This window comes from Janthinobacterium woesei (assembly GCF_051380875.1).
Lineage (GTDB): Bacteria > Pseudomonadota > Gammaproteobacteria > Burkholderiales > Burkholderiaceae_D > Janthinobacterium.
Genome location: NZ_JBNYXW010000027.1, coordinates 18251 through 31196, shown reverse-complemented (window position 1 = coordinate 31196; position 12946 = coordinate 18251). Strand labels below are relative to the sequence as shown.

At 60.8% G+C, this 12946-nt stretch carries 15 protein-coding genes; 5 read left to right on the top strand and 10 right to left on the bottom strand.

The window, feature by feature from the left end:
- The first annotated feature begins 23 nt into the window (after positions 1 to 23).
- From coaE to yacG, 3 genes are all read left to right on the top strand, one after another.
- On the top strand, positions 24 to 671 hold the full coding sequence (gene coaE / locus ACQ4W6_RS24630) for a dephospho-CoA kinase (protein WP_436569796.1): 648 nt from the start codon (positions 24 to 26) through the stop codon (positions 669 to 671).
- A 62-nt stretch (positions 672 to 733) separates the two neighbouring features.
- Positions 734 to 1489, top strand: coding sequence for a cell division protein ZapD (gene zapD / locus ACQ4W6_RS24625; protein ID WP_436569795.1), 756 nt, complete (start codon positions 734 to 736; stop codon positions 1487 to 1489).
- Positions 1490 to 1500: 11 nt separating this feature from the next.
- Positions 1501 to 1689, top strand: a complete 189-nt coding sequence (yacG, locus tag ACQ4W6_RS24620) for a DNA gyrase inhibitor YacG (RefSeq protein ID WP_101483945.1) — start codon at positions 1501 to 1503, stop codon at positions 1687 to 1689.
- A 3-nt stretch (positions 1690 to 1692) separates the two neighbouring features.
- Here the strand turns inward: yacG and ACQ4W6_RS24615 are convergent, their stop codons facing one another.
- The 6 genes from ACQ4W6_RS24615 to secA all read right to left on the bottom strand — a co-directional run bounded on the left by ACQ4W6_RS24615 (position 1693) and on the right by secA (position 7875).
- Complete coding sequence (locus ACQ4W6_RS24615; protein ID WP_436569794.1) at positions 1693 to 2103, bottom strand: PIN domain-containing protein; 411 nt, start codon at positions 2101 to 2103, stop codon at positions 1693 to 1695.
- Between the two features lie 6 nt (positions 2104 to 2109).
- The gene (locus ACQ4W6_RS24610) at positions 2110 to 2319 is read right to left on the bottom strand and encodes a FitA-like ribbon-helix-helix domain-containing protein (RefSeq protein WP_436569793.1); all 210 of its coding nucleotides are present in this window, start codon (positions 2317 to 2319) and stop codon (positions 2110 to 2112) included.
- 115 nt (positions 2320 to 2434) lie between these two features.
- Complete coding sequence (locus ACQ4W6_RS24605) at positions 2435 to 2869, bottom strand: NUDIX domain-containing protein (RefSeq protein WP_436569792.1); 435 nt, start codon at positions 2867 to 2869, stop codon at positions 2435 to 2437.
- The gene (locus ACQ4W6_RS24600; protein WP_436569791.1) at positions 2866 to 3732 is read right to left on the bottom strand and encodes an ATP-binding protein; all 867 of its coding nucleotides are present in this window, start codon (positions 3730 to 3732) and stop codon (positions 2866 to 2868) included. The genes ACQ4W6_RS24605 and ACQ4W6_RS24600 overlap by 4 nt, the downstream gene beginning before the upstream one ends.
- Entirely contained in the window at positions 3729 to 4967 is a 1239-nt protein-coding gene (gene argJ / locus ACQ4W6_RS24595) for a bifunctional glutamate N-acetyltransferase/amino-acid acetyltransferase ArgJ (RefSeq protein WP_436569790.1), read from the bottom strand. The genes ACQ4W6_RS24600 and argJ overlap by 4 nt, the downstream gene beginning before the upstream one ends.
- A 139-nt stretch (positions 4968 to 5106) precedes the next feature.
- A complete protein-coding gene (secA, locus tag ACQ4W6_RS24590) occupies positions 5107 to 7875 on the bottom strand; it encodes a preprotein translocase subunit SecA (protein ID WP_436569789.1) in 2769 nt (922 codons plus the stop codon).
- 282 nt (positions 7876 to 8157) lie between these two features.
- On the opposite strand from secA, the gene ACQ4W6_RS24585 reads away from it, so the two are divergent.
- Positions 8158 to 8667 (top strand): DciA family protein, encoded by a 510-nt coding sequence (locus ACQ4W6_RS24585; protein ID WP_436569788.1) that lies wholly within the window; start codon positions 8158 to 8160, stop codon positions 8665 to 8667.
- 1 nt (position 8668) lies between these two features.
- On the opposite strand, the gene lpxC is transcribed toward ACQ4W6_RS24585, so the two are convergent.
- From lpxC to ACQ4W6_RS24570, 3 genes are all read right to left on the bottom strand, one after another.
- Positions 8669 to 9604: a UDP-3-O-acyl-N-acetylglucosamine deacetylase gene (gene lpxC, locus ACQ4W6_RS24580; protein ID WP_436569787.1), complete on the bottom strand. Its 936-nt coding sequence runs from the start codon at positions 9602 to 9604 to the stop codon at positions 8669 to 8671.
- A 74-nt stretch (positions 9605 to 9678) separates the two neighbouring features.
- Positions 9679 to 10521 carry a DMT family transporter gene (locus tag ACQ4W6_RS24575; RefSeq protein ID WP_436569813.1) on the bottom strand — a complete coding sequence of 281 codons (843 nt, stop codon included), beginning with the start codon at positions 10519 to 10521 and terminating at the stop codon, positions 9679 to 9681.
- Between the two features lie 174 nt (positions 10522 to 10695).
- Entirely contained in the window at positions 10696 to 11484 is a 789-nt protein-coding gene (locus ACQ4W6_RS24570) for a helix-turn-helix transcriptional regulator (protein WP_436569786.1), read from the bottom strand.
- 115 nt (positions 11485 to 11599) lie between these two features.
- Between ACQ4W6_RS24570 and ACQ4W6_RS24565 the strand changes: the two genes are divergently transcribed.
- Positions 11600 to 12367, top strand: a complete 768-nt coding sequence (locus ACQ4W6_RS24565; RefSeq protein WP_436569785.1) for a class I SAM-dependent methyltransferase — start codon at positions 11600 to 11602, stop codon at positions 12365 to 12367.
- A gap of 63 nt (positions 12368 to 12430) precedes the next feature.
- Here ACQ4W6_RS24565 and ACQ4W6_RS24560 read toward each other — a convergent pair whose 3' ends face one another.
- Entirely contained in the window at positions 12431 to 12937 is a 507-nt protein-coding gene (locus tag ACQ4W6_RS24560; RefSeq protein WP_436569784.1) for a peroxiredoxin, read from the bottom strand.
- Positions 12938 to 12946: the final 9 nt, after the last annotated feature.

The following is a 12946-nucleotide window of genomic DNA, read 5'->3' as shown; positions in this document are numbered from 1 at the left end:
TGCGCCCCCACATGGATAAATACATGCAAATACAAAACGCCCCCTATTTCAGCGTGGGACTCACCGGTGGCATCGGTTGCGGCAAGAGCACGGTGGCCGACATGTTTGCCGCGCGCGGCGCTTCCATCGTCGACACCGACCAGATCGCGCATAGCCTGACGGCAGCGAATGGCGCGGCCATGCCGGCCCTGGTGGCGCAATTTGGCGCCGATTACGCCGATGCCCGTGGCGCCCTCGACCGTACCAAGATGCGCAATCTGGTGTTTTCCGATGCCGCTGCCAAGGCGAAGCTGGAAGGTATCTTGCACCCGCGCATCCGCCAGGCCACCCTGGCAGCGGCCGCCGAAGCGACGGGCAGCTATGTGATCTTTGCCGTACCCTTGCTGGTCGAATCCGGCGGCTGGGTGGAGCGGGTCAACCGCGTGCTGGTCATCGATTGCCTGGAAAGCTTGCAAGTATCGCGCGTGATGGCGCGCAACGGCTTATCGGAAGAGCAAGTGAAAGCCATCATGGCCACGCAGGCAACGCGCGCCATGCGCCTGGCGGCGGCAGACGATGTCATCGACAACAATGGCGATTTGGCCGCGCTGGCGCCGCAGATTGCCCAGTTGCACGATTTATATCTGGCATTTTCAAAAAGAATGGCCGGAATCGGGTCGCAACGTTTGTAATTTGTCGACGCTTGGTTCAAAATCACAGGATTGTTTGCAGGTCCTTACTTAAGGGAATTATTTTGATTGTCTACGAATACCCTTTCAACGAACGCATACGTACCTTGTTGCGGCTGGAAGACCTGTACGACAAATTCAAGTTCTTTATCCAGCAAGAACATGCAATGCAGCACCATGTTGCCTTAGCAACCATTTTCGACATGCTGGAAGTGGCTGGCCGCGCCGACCTGAAGTCGGATCTGCTACAGGAACTCGAACGCCAGCGCCAGAGTTTGCTGGGCTACCGCAGCAATCCAAATGTGGAACCGGAAACCCTGGACTCCATCCTGGGCGAGCTCGACAGTGTCAGCGGCGCCCTGGTGGCGGCGCAAGGCAAGACTGGGCAGAATATCCGCGATAATGAATGGCTGATGAGCATCCGCGGCCGCACCATCATTCCCGGTGGCGCCTGCGAATTCGACTTACCGTCGTATTTTGCCTGGCAAAAACGTAGCTCGGAACAGCGCCTGGCCGATATCCACGCCTGGTTTGCCCCGCTGGCGCCACTGTTCGATGCGCTGGCCCTGGTGCTGCGCCTGCTGCGCGATTCCGGCGGACCCGTTAAACTGATCGCCAATGGCGGCAGCTACCAGCAAATGCTGCAAGGCAAGGTGTACCAGATGCTGCGCCTGAGCCTGGATGAAAGCAGCGGCGCCATCCCGGAAATTTCCGCCAACAAATACATGCTGTGGGTACGCTTCACCACCCAGGGCGGCGACTTGAAGCCCAAGCCGCTGGAAGAAGATGTCTCATTCGAGCTCACGCTCTGTAATTTTTAACTGTTATTGCCATGACCGTAGTCAACTGCCCTACCTGTGCCGCCAAAGTCGAGTGGACTGAAGCCAACAAATTCCGCCCCTTCTGCTCGGAACGCTGCAAGCAGATCGACCTGGGCGCCTGGGCCGAGGAAAAGTACACGATTCCCGCCGCCGATCCGTTCGAAGATCCGTTGGCTGACGAAGACAACAAGCCCCAATAATCCTCAGATAAACGGGTTTTCCAGGCGTAATCCCTGCGCCACGAAGCCGTCCAGCCTGCCACTGACCACCGTCAAGCCATAGGCGATGCCCATCGCCGCGATCTGCCCGTCCACGCCATGCGCATGGCCATGCAGGCGAGCGCACACGTGGGCGCAATCGAGGTCGAATTCCAGCACGCGCGGCGCATACTCAGCCTGCAGCGCTTCCAGCCAGGCCTCCAGGGCCAGCGCCTCCAGCGCGGCTTCACGCTGCCAGCTGCGCTGTATGCCTGCGCGCAATTGCGCGATCACCTGCACCGGCACATAGCGCGCCTCGGGCGCCACCCGCTCGAAAAAGGCCGCGACGCCTGGCGGCGCACTGCTGCCCTTGCGCGCAGCAACGATCACATCCGTATCGACCAGGTAGGCGCACATGGCGGATCAGGAGCGGTGCTCGAAATCCATATCGGAGCCCACGTCGGGCATGCTCCGCAAGATATCGTCAAGCGGACGCTTCGGCAGCGGCCGCAAAACGCTGCGCAGGATGTCGCGGTGCTCTTCCTCGATGCTGCGCCCATGCGCGCGGGCACGCTTGTGCAGCGCGGCGAGCAGCAATTCATCGGTATCGGTAAAGGTCAGGGTCAGCGGCATGCGAGTTCCCCCAGTGCGTAATGAGAGCACTGTAGCGCAACGCGCGGCCATTACAAGGAAAGCAAGAAGAAAGCTTGCGCCAGCACACAGCATTGCGCTGCCTGCTGGCTGCAGATCAGGCAGGTAGCAAGAACTCGCGACGCACCTCGTCGAGCCATTCCAGCAGGGGAATGGTGGCCGGCAGCAAGGGCTCCACGCCGACCGTGCCTTGCCAGGCGAAAGCCTGCCCTTCCAGGCTTTGCGGCTCACCGCGCCAGTCGCGGCTGATATAGAAATGCAGGCGTACATGGGCGTGCGGATACACATATTCCACGCCGCACCAGGCTTCGGCGCTGTCGATATACAAACCCAGCTCCTCGATAAACTCGCGCTTGAGCGCGTCGAGGATGGCTTCGCCCGCTTCGACTTTACCGCCAGGAAACTCCCAATAGCCATCATATGGCTTGCCGGCCGGGCGCTGGCCCAGCAAGACATCGCCATTCGGCTTCATCAGGATGCCAACGGCCACATCGACAGGCTGAACTTTGTCCTGCGACGTCACTTCGTTCATTGCGGCAACTTTCCCGCATAATCGCGCGCGAATTGCCAGGCGACCCGGCCCGAGCGCGAACCGCGCTGCAAGGCCCAGCGCAAGGCGTCGCCGCGCGCTGCGGCGATTTGCTCCGGCGTGCAGCCGAACGAAGCGAGCCAGTGCGCAGCGATATCGAGATAATCGTCCTGTTTGAACGGGTAAAACGACAACCACAGGCCAAAGCGCTCGGACAGCGAGATTTTCTCTTCCACCGTCTCGCCCGGATGCAGGTCGCCATCGTCGTCGGTCTTGTAGCTGGTGTTGTCCGACATGCGTTCCGGCATCAGATGGCGCCGGTTCGAGGTGGCATAGATCAGCACATTGTCCGATTGCGCGGCGATGCTGCCATCGAGCGCCACTTTCAGCGCCTTGTAGCCGCTCTCGCCCTCTTCGAAGGACAAGTCATCGCAAAAGATGATGAAGCGCTCGGGGCGCGCCGCCACCAGGTCGACGATGTCGGGCAAGTCGGCCAGATCCGCCTTGTCGACCTCGATCAGGCGCAAGCCCTGGCCGGCAAACTGATTCAGGCAAGCCTTGATCAGCGACGATTTTCCCGTGCCGCGCGCGCCCGTCAACAACACGTTGTTGGCGGGACGTCCACTGACGAATTGACGCGTATTCTGCTCGATCTGTCCCTTTTGCGTGCCGATATTGTGCAGATCATCCAAGGCGATCGACGATACGTGGGCCACTGCCTGCAAATAAGGCGCGGCGCTCGGGCGGCGGCGCCAGCGGAAGGCAAAGCTGCTCCAATCCGGCGCTGGCACAGGCGGCGGCAGGATCGCTTCCACGCGCGCCAGCAGGCTTTCCGCGCGCAGCAGGAATTGATCGAGGCTGGTCATGAGCGGTAGTCGGCGTTGATCGACACGTAATCATGCGACAGGTCGCACGTCCACACGGTGGCCGTGGCATCGCCGCGCGCCAGTTTCACGCGGATGGTGATTTCGCTTTGCTGCATCACGCGCTGGCCGTCCTGCTCCTGGTAGTCGGGATTGCGCCCGCCATTCTTGGCCACCCAGACGTCGTCCAGGTACAGATTCAATTGACCTACGTCAAGGTCATCCACGCCCGCATAGCCGATGGCGGCCAGGATGCGCCCCAGGTTCGGGTCGGAAGCAAAGAAAGCCGTTTTCACCAGCGGCGAATGGGCGATGGAATAGGCGATCTTGCGGCACTCTTCCACGTTACGGCCGTCTTCCACGGTGACGGTCATGAACTTGGTCGCGCCTTCGCCGTCGCGCACGATGGCTTGCGCCAGGAACGTCGACAACTCGGTGACGGCGGCCGCCAGTTCCGCATAGTGCGGCGAGTCGACCGAATCGATGACCAGGCTGCCGGCACCCGTCGCTACCAGCATGAACGAGTCATTGGTGGAGGTGTCGCCGTCGATGGTAATGCAGTTGAACGACTTGTCGGCTGCCTGTTTTACCAGTTGCTCCAGCACGGGCTGGGCGACGCTGGCGTCGAAGGCGAGAAAACCCAGCATGGTGGCCATGTTCGGCTTGATCATGCCGGCGCCCTTGCTGATGCCCGTCAAAGTGACAGTGTGGCCACCGATGGCGACCGTGCGCGAAGCAGCTTTCGGCTGCGTATCGGTGGTCATGATGGCTTCGGCCGCCGAAAACCAGTTATCCGGCATCAAAGCTGCCACGGCTTGCGGCAAGCCGGCAACCAGGCGCTGCACTGGCAGCGGTTCGAGGATCACGCCGGTGGAAAACGGCAGGATTTGCTGCGGCGTGCAGCCTAGCAGCTCGGCCAGCGCGGCGCAGCTGGCCTGTGCGGCGGCCAGACCCGATTCGCCCGTGCCTGCATTGGCGTTACCCGTATTGACCAGCAGCGCGCGGATCGGCGCGGCACCGGCCGTCACGGCGGCCAGGTTGGCCTTTGACACTTGCACCGGCGCGGCGCAGAAGCGGTTCAAGGTGAACACGCCAGCCACGGTGGCCGTCGGCGCCAGTTTCAATACCAGCAAATCCTTGCGGTTGGGTTTCTTGATGCCGGCTTCGGCAACACCGATTTCAATGCCAGCGACGGCTTTCAAGTCGGCGGCGACGGGCTTGGGAGAATTGACGGCCATATGAGTTCTTCTGCGAGGGAAAATGGAAGCGCTATTGTAGCGCCTTCGCGGCGCCCTTGAACATGCGCGCCCGCAAATTGAAAAGGCATAAAAAAACGGAGACCGCAGTCTCCGTTTTTGTTCAGGCTGTGAAGCCGTCTTACGCCAGTTTGCCGTGGCATGCCTTGTACTTCTTGCCGCTGCCGCAAGGGCATGGGTCGTTGCGGCCCACTTTGACGCCCATGCTCACGCTCAGGTCGTCAACGTTGTCCATGTTGCCGCCGGCGGTAGGCGCCAGCAGCTCTTCCGGCGCCGCGTTCGGATCGAATTCGGCGTGCTGGTAGTGCACGTTTTCCACGTGCGACTGCTGCATCGCCTGTTCGGCCGCATCAACTTCTTCGCGCGACTGGATGCGCACCGTCATCACGTGCTTGGTGACGTCGTTCTTGATCATGTCGAGCATCTGGCCGAACAGTTCAAACGCTTCGCGCTTGTATTCCTGTTTCGGGTTCTTCTGCGCGTAACCGCGCAGGTGTATACCCTGGCGCAGATGGTCCAGCGCCGCCAAATGTTCACGCCAGTGGCTGTCCACGCTTTGCAGCATGACATTGCGCTCGAAGCCGCCAAACGATTCCTTGCCGACGATATCGATCTTCGACTGGTACACGGCGTCGGCCGCTTCCAGCACTTTTTCCAGGATCTCTTCGTCCGTCAGGGTCGGATCGGCTTCCAGCATCTCGTGCAGCGGCAAATCGATCTGCCACTCGCTGGACAGGGTTTTTTCCAGGCCCTTGATATCCCACTGCTCTTCCACCGATTCCTGCGGCACGTATTCGTGCACCAGGTCGGTGAATACGCCGTGGCGCAGGGAAGCGATCATGTCCGAGATATCGGTCGTTTCCAGCAGCTCGTTACGCTGCTGGTAGATGACCTTGCGCTGGTCGTTGGCCACATCATCGTATTCCAGCAATTGCTTGCGGATGTCGAAGTTGCGCGCTTCCACCTTGCGCTGGGCCGATTCGATCGAACGCGAGACGATGCCAGCCTCGATCGGTTCGCCTTCCGGCATTTTCAAGCGGTCCATCACGGCGCGCACGCGGTCGCCGGCGAAGATGCGCAGCAGCGCGTCGTCGAGCGACAGGTAAAAGCGCGACGAACCCGGATCGCCCTGGCGGCCGGCACGGCCACGCAGCTGATTGTCAACGCGGCGCGATTCGTGGCGCTCGGTGCCGATGATGTGCAAGCCGCCCGCGTTGACCACGTGGTCGTGCAGCGATTGCCATTCATCGTGCAGCTTCTCCGCTTGCCCGGCTTTTTCGGCATCGCTCAGCTCAGGATTGGCGTCGATGACTTTGATCTGGTTTTCAACGTTACCGCCCAACACGATGTCGGTACCGCGACCAGCCATGTTGGTGGCGATGGTGATGGCTTTCGGACGGCCTGCCTGGGCGATGATTTCCGCTTCGCGGGCATGCTGTTTCGCATTCAGCACATTGTGCGGCAAGCCGTCTTTTTCCAGGATGCCCGACAGCAGTTCCGAATTCTCGATCGAGGTCGTGCCCACCAGCACGGGCTGGCCGCGCTCATAGCAGTCGCGGATGTCGAGCAGCATCGCATTGTATTTTTCCGCCGACGATTTGTAGACCTGATCCTGGCGGTCCTTGCGCTGCAGCGGACGGTTTTGCGGGATGACGACCGTTTCCAGGCCGTAGATTTCCTGGAATTCGTACGCTTCGGTGTCGGCCGTACCGGTCATGCCGGCCAGCTTGGCGTACATGCGGAAGTAATTCTGGAAGGTGATCGAGGCCAGGGTCTGGTTCTCGTTCTGGATCTTCGCTCCTTCTTTCGCTTCGACGGCCTGGTGCAAGCCATCGGACCAGCGGCGGCCCGTCATCAAACGGCCCGTGAATTCATCGACGATCACCACTTCATTGTTCTGCACCACATAGTGCTGATCCTTGAAGTACAAGGCATGCGCGCGCAACGCCGCATACAGGTGGTGCACGAGCGTGATGTTGGCCGAATCGTACAGCGAAGCGCCTTCCGGCAGCAGGCCCATTTCCGTCAGGATGCGCTCGGCCTTTTCGTGGCCCGCTTCCGTCAGCAGCACCTGGTGCGCTTTTTCATCCTTGGTGTAGTCGCCCTGCACTTCAACCTTGCCCTTGCCATCCGGCGTTTCTTCGCCTATTTGCAGGGTCAGCATGCCTGGCACTGCATTCATCTTGTGATACAGGTCGGTATGGTTCTCGGCCTGGCCCGAAATGATCAAGGGCGTACGCGCTTCATCGATCAGGATCGAATCGACTTCATCGACGATGCCAAAATTGAGGGTGCGCTGCACGCGCTCGCGCGCTTCGTAGACCATGTTGTCGCGCAAGAAGTCGAAACCGAATTCGTTATTCGTGCCATACGTAATGTCGGAGCTGTACGCCTGCTGCTTGGCGCTGTGCTCCATCTGCGACATGTTCACGCCCGTCGACAGACCCAGCCACGCATACAGGCGGCCCATGGTCTCGGCATCGCGCTGCGCCAGGTAGTCATTGACGGTGACGATATGCACGCCCTTGCCCGACAAGGCGTTCAGGTAGGCTGGCAAAGTTGCCATCAGGGTCTTGCCCTCGCCCGTGCCCATCTCCGCGATCTTGCCGAAATGCAAGACCATCCCGCCGATCATCTGCACATCGAAGTGGCGCATGCGCAGGACGCGCTTGCTGGCCTCGCGGCAGACGGCAAATGCCTCTGGCAACAGGGCATCGAGCAATTCGCCGGCGGCGATGCGTTCCTTGAAGGCAGGCGTCTTCGCTTGCAGCTCGGCATCCGACAGCTTTTCGATGACCGGCTCGAGCGCATTGATCTCGCGTACCGTTTTTTGGTATTGCTTGAGCAGCCGCTGGTTGCGGCTACCGAAAATCTGGGTCAGTAATGACATGCTTGAATTCTTGAAAAAACGCCGTTAAAAAAAGCTCGGTAGGTGACAACGAGGTAACAATCGCGTGACCGCACGGAGTTCGACTATGGCAAAAGACGATGATTTTATCATGCGCTCCCGTCAAGGTTGGGCTAATGCACTATATAACAATAGCTTAATGACAAACAAATGGCAGAAAAGGCGGACATTTCCCATACTGTATGGCAATGCGGTGCGCCCCTCGCTGCTCCCCGCCCACCGCCATTCTCGTCATGCCCCGTCCAGTTGTGCTATGTTTCGCCCATGCGAACTCCCACTTACTCGAAGGCAGAGCGCCGCAGCTACGGCTTTGCCCGCTCTGGCCCGGCCGTTACTGGTGCGACAGACTTTCTGCGCGGCAATGCAACGATGGCATCCCTGATGCCCACCGTCACGCGCCTGGCTGCCCTGCAAAAAGATTGCGCCAAGGCCTTGCCGGCGATGTTCGAGCATTGCGATATCCTGCAATTCGAGAGCGGACAGCTGGTGCTGGCCACGCCGAATGCGGCGCTGGCGGCCAAGCTCAAGCAGCAACTGCCAAAACTGCAAGGGGAACTGGAAAAGAAGGGCTGGCAGATTTCAAGCATCAAGCTGAAGGTGCAAGTGATCAAGAGCATCGCGCCCATCGTACATACGCGCGCGCTGGTCTTGCCGGAAAAAGCCATGTCGGCCCTGGAAGAGCTGAGCACGGCCCTGCCCGCGTCGAAGCAGAATGAACAGTTGATCGCGGCGCTGCGCAATATGCTGCGCCACCACCGCGAACCGAAGGATTAACTCAGGTCAGGGACCATTCGCGTTCCATTTGACGTAAATACGACTGCGGCGCTTCCGCGTTCGTGGCGAACGAGACGATTTCATACGCATCGGGCTGCTCCAGCAGCGCCAGTAGCAGCTGGTTGTTCAGCGCGTGGCCCGATTTGTGCGCCGTGTAATACGCCAGCAAGGGGTGGCCCACCAGGTACAGGTCGCCGATGGCGTCGAGTATCTTGTGGCGCACGAACTCGTCCTCGTAGCGCAAGCCGTCCGCGTTCAGGATGCGGTACTCATCCATGACGATGGCGTTTTCCAGCGAACCGCCACGGGCCAGGCCCATGCCGCGCAAGCTTTCCACATCCTGCATGAAACCGAAGGTGCGAGCGCGCGCCACATCGTGCACGTACGACACATCGCCGAAATCGACGGATGCGCGCTGCATCGTGCCATCGACGGCCGGGTGATTGAATTCGATGAAAAAATCGAGCTTGAAGCCGTCGTATGGCGACAAGCGCGCCCATTTTTCCGCGTCGCCCTTGCCGTGACGCACTTCCACTGGCTTGATGACCTTGATGAATTTCTTCGGCGCTTCCTGCTCTTCCACCCCTGCCTGCTGCAGCAGGTAGACGAAGGATGAAGCGGAACCGTCCATGATGGGAATTTCTTCCGCATTCACGTCAATATACATATTGTCGACGCCCAGGCCGGCCGCAGCCGACATCAGATGTTCCACGGTAGAAACCCTGGCGCCATCCTTGATCAGCACGGAAGCCATGCGCGTATCGCCCACGGCCATGGCACTGGCAGGAAACTCCACCACGGGATCGAGGTCGACGCGGCGAAACACGATGCCCGTGTCGATCGCGGCGGGACGCAAGGTCAGTTCGACCTTGGTTCCTGAATGCAAGCCGACACCGATGGTGCGGACCAATTCTTTGATAGTGCGTTGTTTTAACATCTGTCGATTATATCTCTTGCGGCATTTTCGTTGCGGCGCGGCATGGCCCACGCCAGAAAAACCACACTACGCCGTCATGGATGCTCGCTCTCCGCATGCACGGCTTCGCGGCGCACCAGGTAAATCCCACTACCGATGATGATGGCTGCGCCGGCCAGGGTATATTCGTCGGGCAAGGTGTGCCACAGCATCCAGTCCAGGGCCATGCCCCAGGCCAGGGCCGAATATTCGAACGGCGCCACGCTGGACGCCTTGCCAAAGCGAAACGCTTCCGTGATGGCCAGCTGCCCCAGGAAACCGCTGAGTGACAAGCCTGCCAGCAGCCACCAGTCTTCACGGCGGATACTCACCCATTCATGCGCCGACAAGACCACGCCGCCGATGGCCATCATGACCATCAGCCAGAACACCATGCTTTCGCTGGCGTCCGTGCGGCTCAGGATGCGCCCGGTGACGGCCGAAATGGCGTAACAGGCGGCCGAGCCCAGCACGGCCAGGCCGGCCAGCGAAAACAATCCCGAGCCGTCCGGGCGCAGCGCCACCAGCACGCCCAAGAGGCCGATCCCGATCGCACACCAGCGCGCGAGGTCGACTTTTTCCTTCAGGATAAAAACGGACAGGGCCGTAATCAGCATGGGGGCAACGAAAAACAGCGAATACGTCTCGGCCAGCGACATGCGCTTCAAGCCATACGCGAACAGGGTAATCATCAGCACGCCCAGCGCGCCGCGCAGAAAATGCAGCGGCCAGCGCACCTTCAGCACGTTCTTGAAGGCGCCGCGGTACAGCAGATACAGGCATACGAGCGGCAGCGACGACAGGGCGCGCAAGGCCGTCACCTGCATGGGAGGATAATGTTCTGACAACAGCTTCATGGCTGTGTCCATCAGAGAAAACATGGCGACCGCGATCAACATCACGTAGATGCTGCGCAGGTTCGAGGATGAGGCGGACAAAGGAAACTCCTGGCGACAATGCTGGTAACTTCGGCCGATAACCTCAGCTTGGGCCGTCATCATGGCGACGGCTGGAGCCAGGACAGCATGGTGCAGCCATACGGTCACCGCGATTATAACAAGCGCGGCTGTTTTTCATGACTGGATAGGCAACACTGCGGGCAACAGCATCACCAGCTTTAATTCATGCTGGCGCGCCAGGTGCAGGGTCACCTGGTGATAGCCGAGCATGCCCTGCTGCGGATGCTGGAAGCGGCGCAATCCCCCATCGCGGCCCTGCACCTGCTGTGCGCCCCACCACTGGCGGAATTGCCCGCTGGCCTCGGCCAGCTCCGCGATCAGGCCGGCCAACGGCGCCTGGTCCGCATGGCGGCCGATATCGGCGCGGAACTCCGCCACCAGCCGCTGCGCCCGCTCGGGCCAGCCGATGACCAGTTCGCGCGCGCCAGCGTCGAGGAACATGAAACGCAGCTGGTTCGGTGCCGCCACGTCGGCGTGCAACCAGCCGGAAAACAGCGTGCTTGCCGCCCCATTCCACGCCACCGCGTTCCACTCCCGGTCCAGGATATATGCGGGGGCAGCGATGGCGGCGACGATGGCAACGAGCTCGGCAGCGGCGGGACCGTCGCCCTCTCCCGTGCCGTGGCTGGGGTCATGCTTGTCTGCCACTTCAAACAGATAGGCGCGCTCGGCCGCGCTCAACTGCAGCACCTGCGCCAGGCGCGCCAGCATCTTGGCCGACGCGGACACGGGCCGCCCCTGCTCCAGCCACGTCAGCCAGGTGGAGCTGACATCGCACAGCTGCGCCAGCTCTTCGCGCCGCAAGCCCGGCGTGCGCCGGCGTCCGCCACCGGGCAAGCCAGCCATGGCCGGAGTCACGGCTTCGCGCCGGGCGCGGATGAATTGAGCAAGTTTGCCCGGCATGGCGCTCCTTGGTGGTCATAGCAGGGTAGTAGATATACCAGTATAAGTTATGGTCTTGTTACAGGATAATTTTATCCCTATTCTGCAGGAACTTACTCACCAACAGGAGAAAACCATGCAGCAGCACGATGTCGTCACCGAACAGTTTGGCAAGACCGCCAACGCCTACCTGAGCAGCGCGGTGCATGCGCAAGGCGCCGACCTGGTGCTGATGCAGGAGTGCGCGCGCCGCCACGGAAAAGCCGTCATCCTGGACCTGGGCTGCGGCGCCGGCCACGCCAGCTTCGCCGTCGCCCCCGTGGCGCAATCGGTCGTCGCCTACGACCTGGCGCAGCCGATGCTGGACGTGGTCGAGCATGCCAAGACGCAGCGCGGCCTGCACAACATCAGCACGCAACAGGGCAACGTGGCACGCCTGCCATTTGCCGACGCCAGCTTCGACATGGTCGTCTCGCGCTTTTCCGCGCACCACTGGAACGACGTGGCTGGCGCCCTGGCGGAAGCCTGGAGGGTGCTGCGCCCGAACGGCACCTTGCTGGTGGTCGACATCGTGGCGCCGAAAACGGCCTTGTACGACACCACCTTGCAGGCGGTGGAAATGCTGCGCGACGCTTCCCACGTGCGCGACTACCGCAGCTGCGAATGGGGCGCCAAGTTCGAGAATGCCGGTTTCAGCCACCAGTTGCACAGCGTGTGGAAACTGACCATGCAATTTGACGAGTGGGTGGCGCGCATGCGCACCCCAAGCGAACGCGTGGCGGCCATCCGCCACCTGTTCGACGGCGCACCGGAAGAAGCACGACGCTACTTTGCGCTGCAGGATGACTATTCGTTCAGTATCGACGCGGCCATGTTCGAGGCGACCAAGCCGCAGGTACAATAACGGCGGACATAAAAAAACGGCGCTGAATGCAGATTCAGCGCCGTTTTTCTCAAACAGAAGCGGTTAAGCCAGTTGCGCTAACAAGGTCTCGGCATTCGACACTTCAAACTTGCCGCCTTGCTCGACGTTCAATTGCGTCACGACGCCATTGTCGACCAGCATCGAATAGCGCTGCGAGCGCGTACCCATGCCGTGCTTGCTGAAGTCGGCGTCCAGGCCCAGGGCCTTGCTGAAGGCGGCGTTGCCATCAGCCATCATGCGCACCACGCCGGTGGCTTTCTGATCGCGGCCCCAGGCGCCCATCACGAACGCGTCGTTGACGGAGATGCACCAGATTTCATCGACGCCCGCAGCTTTCAGGTCGGCAGCGTGCTTGACGTAGCCTGGCACGTGCTGTGCGGAGCAGGTCGGGGTGTAGGCGCCTGGCAGGCCGAAGATGGCGATCTTCTTGCCCTTGACCAGGTCTTGCACGTTGAACGTGTTCGGGCCCAGTGCGCAACCTTCGGTTTCGCTTTCGATGAATTCAGCCAGGGTGCCTTCTGGCAGGGTGTCGCCGATTTTGATGGTCATGTTGACTCC

Coding starts and splice junctions, on each gene's coding strand:
- coaE (WP_436569796.1), top strand. CDS start 24: ATGCAAATACAAAACGCCCCCTATTTCAGCGTGGGACTCACCGGTGGC.
- yacG (WP_101483945.1), top strand. CDS start 1,501: ATGACCGTAGTCAACTGCCCTACCTGTGCCGCCAAAGTCGAGTGGACT.
- ACQ4W6_RS24615 (WP_436569794.1), bottom strand. CDS start 2,103: ATGTGCGCCTACCTGGTCGATACGGATGTGATCGTTGCTGCGCGCAAG.
- ACQ4W6_RS24610 (WP_436569793.1), bottom strand. CDS start 2,319: ATGCCGCTGACCCTGACCTTTACCGATACCGATGAATTGCTGCTCGCC.
- ACQ4W6_RS24605 (WP_436569792.1), bottom strand. CDS start 2,869: ATGAACGAAGTGACGTCGCAGGACAAAGTTCAGCCTGTCGATGTGGCC.
- ACQ4W6_RS24600 (WP_436569791.1), bottom strand. CDS start 3,732: ATGACCAGCCTCGATCAATTCCTGCTGCGCGCGGAAAGCCTGCTGGCG.
- argJ (WP_436569790.1), bottom strand. CDS start 4,967: ATGGCCGTCAATTCTCCCAAGCCCGTCGCCGCCGACTTGAAAGCCGTC.
- secA (WP_436569789.1), bottom strand. CDS start 7,875: ATGTCATTACTGACCCAGATTTTCGGTAGCCGCAACCAGCGGCTGCTC.
- ACQ4W6_RS24585 (WP_436569788.1), top strand. CDS start 8,158: ATGCGAACTCCCACTTACTCGAAGGCAGAGCGCCGCAGCTACGGCTTT.
- lpxC (WP_436569787.1), bottom strand. CDS start 9,604: ATGTTAAAACAACGCACTATCAAAGAATTGGTCCGCACCATCGGTGTC.
- ACQ4W6_RS24575 (WP_436569813.1), bottom strand. CDS start 10,521: ATGTTGATCGCGGTCGCCATGTTTTCTCTGATGGACACAGCCATGAAG.
- ACQ4W6_RS24570 (WP_436569786.1), bottom strand. CDS start 11,484: ATGCCGGGCAAACTTGCTCAATTCATCCGCGCCCGGCGCGAAGCCGTG.
- ACQ4W6_RS24565 (WP_436569785.1), top strand. CDS start 11,600: ATGCAGCAGCACGATGTCGTCACCGAACAGTTTGGCAAGACCGCCAAC.
- ACQ4W6_RS24560 (WP_436569784.1), bottom strand. CDS start 12,937: ATGACCATCAAAATCGGCGACACCCTGCCAGAAGGCACCCTGGCTGAA.